Origin of the sequence: Mesorhizobium sp. M0522, from assembly GCF_040321085.1 — a bacterium.
Classification (GTDB): domain Bacteria; phylum Pseudomonadota; class Alphaproteobacteria; order Rhizobiales; family Rhizobiaceae; genus Mesorhizobium.
On record NZ_JAMYQW010000086.1, the window covers coordinates 1 to 4,368 of the forward strand.

The following is a 4,368-nucleotide window of genomic DNA, read 5'->3' on the forward strand; positions in this document are numbered from 1 at the left end:
AGCCGCCAGGCGGCAACGCGCCTGATATCGCACTTTGAGATCAACTCTGCCGCTTCCTGTTAGCCGAAGTTGCAAGCGGCCCCGCTAACAATCGTGGTTGCGCCTTTAGTGCATCGTGGTTCAGACCGCTGGCGGATTAGAACTCATGTTGGCTTTGCGATCGGCTCGTCGCTGCCGACCATCGGTGACCTATATAAAGGGGCATGTCCACGCGCCGAAAAATCAATGCAACAGCGAAGCTGATTGGAGAGTGGCCTTTAACCCCGGCTGCAACGTTTGGATCGTCCGTCAGAGCGAGGGGTATTTTTCTCGAAATACGCGCCCGCCTTCCAACGGAGTTCAGGAAATTGCTCAATATCGAGTCCCGCGTGCTTACCCTGCGCCTGTCTGAGGGCGCCGAGAATGATGTGCAGGTGGTATTCGGGATCGTATCCAAAGCACTGCAGAATATCGAAGACCTGCCCGTAATCCCCCGTGAAATCGAGGACATTCTGACGATCTCGACGGCCGAACGGCACCGCTGGCTGAAAGATGGTCGCTTGCAGAGCGCCGGGACGAAAACCGTGAAACTCCGCGGGCGGGCAAGGAACATCACCTTTCACGTGTTCGACCCGCAGCACGTGGAGGATGTGCTTGACCGCGACCTGGTTACGGTCTGGCGCGAACAGGACGCAGCGACAGCTGCAGAGAACAGGCGGCGAGCCGCGGGGAAGGCCGCTATGAAACGTGCTCAAAGAAGCGGTCGCGGAACTGCAGCTTCAACTGGCTACGGCCCCGACGAGAACGCGCACTCCAGTTTGCGCGGCTGGGAAGATTTTGAGAATGACGGACTCCTGCGCTGATAGGCCGGGCGCACAAGCAGTTTAGGACGTTTGCCTGCGCCGTGCGAGATGCGCAAGAAGGGCCGTCAAACGCATCGCGTTCAGGACCCGCTTCGCAGGAACACCGCCCTTGCGCGCCATCTCGACACCCCAATGCATGTGGTCGAGCTCGCGGATCGAATGAGCGTCCGGATTGATGCTGAAGATGCAGCCCTGATCGAGTGCCTTTTGATGCCAGCGCCAGTCGAGGTCGAGTCGCCACGGATGTGCGTTGATTTCGACAGCGACGCCGTGTTTCGCACACGCTTTGAGGACTTTGTCGACGTCGAGATCATAACCGGGCCGGCGCAACAGCTGGCGACCGGTCATGTGCCCGATAATTGTCGTCCGAGGATTTCCGATCGCCTCAATGATACGCTCCGTCTGTTCCTTCTTGGGCAACTTGAAGCGGCTGTGCACGCTCGCGACGACGAAATCGAACTGCTCCAAGATATGATTCGGGTAATCGAGCGAGCCATCCGCCAGGATGTCCGCCTCGATGCCCTTCAATATGCGAAATTTTCCATTGTATGCCTTGTTCAGCCGGTCAGCTTCGCGGTGCTGTTCAGCAATCTCCTGCAACGAAAGGCCGCCTGCGTAGTGAGCGGACTGCGAATGATCGGCGACACCATAGTATTCGAAACCGCGCCTACGCGTGGCTTCAGCCATTGCCTCAAGCGTTTCGGTGCCATCGGATGCGGTCGTGTGAGAATGCAGGATGCCATGCAGATCTTCATCCCGAATGAGGGCGGGTAGTTTCTGCTTTGCCGCTCGCTCAATCTCGTCCCTGCCTTCGCGCAATTCAGGTTCGATAAACTGCAAGTCTAGAGCTTGGTAGATTTCTTCTTCTGTCGCTGACGCGATCAGCTTTCTCCCGCGATGGAGCCCGTCGGCGTTTAGGGTGAATCCCTTGTCGGCCGCGAACGTCTTCAGTTGCTCAAGGTGGTCTGCCGAACCGGTTGCTTCGAGCAGGCTCGCGCCAAAGTGCTTCCTGTCCGTGACAACAAGCCTGAGGGTCGTATCCTCGATTCCAGTCGACTTTCTGGCCTCCGCCACCAGGGCGAAGTCGGAAACGAGCTCGCAACCGCGTCGGAAGTCACCTGCAATTTCCACGCGCGAAAACTCTGGATGCTGTTGCTTTACCGATATGACCGCATGGTGGAGAAGAGCGGCGGCCTTGTGCAGGTGAAGTTGCGTTTCGCCGCTTCGCACGATGGCCAGGTTCTGCAGCAGCTTTGTCTGAAGCGCGGCGCCGAGGCCTTTGACAGGGCGGATGCGGTCTTCTCTTGCTGCGGCCTCGAGCTCCGCCAGCGAGTTCACGCCGAGCGCCTGATGAAGCTTCAGTATCTTATCGGGACGAAGCCCGGGTATGGCAAACAGCTCCATCACGCCAGCTGGAACATCCTCGCGCAGCTTCTCAAGGCTTGGGTGCGTGCCGGTTTGGTAAAGCTTGGTCACGATGTCTGCGATCGCGTCACCGATCCCCGGGATCTTGGTGAGGGCGCCGGCGGCGATGATCCGATCAAGCGGCTGCGACAGCGCCGTCAGACTGTCTGCCGCGCGCAAGTATGCCTTTGTGCGATAGGGATTGTCGCCGCGCATAGACGCCCGTTGCGCGTATTCCCTCAAAAGACTGGCGACGGTCCTCGGATCGCTTTTTGCCATGGCTTCAGCCCAACGAGGCCGATCTCCGCAGGTTCCAATCAGGCAAGACCATGAGCGCCGCGTTGCCCTTTAAATCCCGGCTTTACTGCCTCTTCCCGCGTCGGCGCTACAGATTGGGCAAGGATTGGTCAGCGCGACCCCATCCCGCCAGAGCTTTGGAGGCGGCGCGTTTCTTTAATTCAGGAGCATCGCCCACGTGGAAATGAGAGGGCGCATCTATTGTCTTCATCTCCGCCCACGTGATCGGTGCCGCGACAGGAGCGCCCGGACGTGATCTTGCGCTGTAGGGCATGATCGCGGTCGCCCCGCGCTGATTGCGTAGATAGTCCACAAAGATGCGACCCTTGCGGCGCGCCTTTGACAACACGGCCGTGAAATGGGCCGGATCGCTCCGGGCGACCGCCTGCGCCAGGCGAGACGCGAAGTCCTTCACCTCTGGCCACTCGGCGCCAGGGGTCAGGGGCGCGATGACGTGCACTCCTTTGCCTCCCGTCAGCATCGGGAAAGTCGTAAGCCCCAGAGATTTAAGGATAGCGCGGAACTGAAAGGCAGCGGCGCGGACGGCCTCAAAATCGAGGCCTTCATCGGGGTCGAGGTCGAACACGAGGCGGTCGGCCTTTTCGACATCCTCGATCCGAGCCCCCCATCCATGCAGCTCGATCGTTCCCATCTGGACGCAAGTCATGAGTCCGTCGGCATCGTCGACATAGAGATATGGTTCCTCGTGCCCGTCCTTCTCCGTGATGCCGACGTGGTGGACTTTGTCGCCAAAGCTGCCGGCGTCGTGTTTTTGGAAGAAGCACTTCTTCGCGCGGCCCTGTGGGCATCGAACCAGACTGATCGGCCGGCTGCCAACCCAAGGAAGCATGATCGCCGCGACCGCTGCGTAATGGTCGGCAAGCTGTCCCTTGGTGATGTTGGACTCCGGATAGATGACGCGGTCACGGTTACTTATCGCGATGGCGGTTGTCGCAGACGCGGCGAGATCGGCTGCATGACGTTCCGTCTCGAGCACGACCGCCTCCGGCTTCTTGTCTTCACGGAGACCAAGATAGCTCGGATGTCGTAACGTCCCTTCATTTGTCATTTCGGTGAAGGCAATCTCAGCGACCAGTTTCGGACGGAGCCAGTGTGCGCCGCGCACTTCGGCGCGTGGTGCGTCGACGGTCGCGGCCTTCTGCTCAAGCGGCGCCATGATCTTCAAGAGACGAAGAAGTTCAGCGGTATCGAAGCCGGTGCCGACTTTCCCGGCGTAACGCAGCTTGCCGCCGTTATGAACGCCAAGGATCAAGGACCGAAACGCGCGGACCTTGTCGGACGGCGTCCAGCCGACAATCACAAATTCCTGTCGCCTGATGCATTTGATCTTCAGCCAGCTTGCGCCGCGGGCCGCCACATAATTCGAATCCGCGAGCTTTGAGATGACGCCCTCAAGGCCGGCAGCGCAGAAGCGATCGAGCAGCTCTTCTCCGCGGCCGAGGATATGGTCGGAGTAACGAAGGACCGGATTTTTCGCAGGCAAGATCGCCTCCAGCTTCGCCTTGCGCTCAACAAGAGGAAGCCTTGTCAGATCTTCGCCGTCGAGCTGCAGCAGATCGAACGCATAAAAGTCGATAGTCGCCGGGGCACCCTTCAATGCATTCTGAAGCGCCTGGAAGTTAGATCTTCCTTCCGCATCGACAACCACGGCCTCGCCGTCAATCAGGGCGGAGCGCACCTTGAGCTTGCGAGACTCGGAGAGGACCGAGGGAAAACGGCTAGACCAGTCCAGACCAGATCGTGTGTAGGCTCGCGCCTCGCCTCCGCCGACGGCAACGAGAATACGATAGCCGTCGTATTTCAT

Annotated in this window: 3 protein-coding genes; 1 reads left to right on the forward strand and 2 read right to left on the reverse strand. The window is 59.4% G+C overall.

The window, feature by feature from the left end:
• Positions 1-203: 203 nt before the first annotated feature.
• On the forward strand, positions 204-842 hold the full coding sequence (locus NKI58_RS35275; RefSeq protein ID WP_352718517.1) for a hypothetical protein: 639 nt from the start codon (positions 204-206) through the stop codon (positions 840-842).
• A 21-nt stretch (positions 843-863) separates the two neighbouring features.
• Here the strand turns inward: NKI58_RS35275 and NKI58_RS35280 are convergent, their stop codons facing one another.
• On the reverse strand, positions 864-2,525 hold the full coding sequence (locus NKI58_RS35280; protein WP_352854509.1) for a DNA polymerase/3'-5' exonuclease PolX: 1,662 nt from the start codon (positions 2,523-2,525) through the stop codon (positions 864-866).
• Between the two features lie 106 nt (positions 2,526-2,631).
• On the reverse strand, positions 2,632-4,368 hold a 1,737-nt coding region (ligD, locus tag NKI58_RS35285), incomplete at its 5' end, for a DNA ligase D (RefSeq protein WP_352854512.1).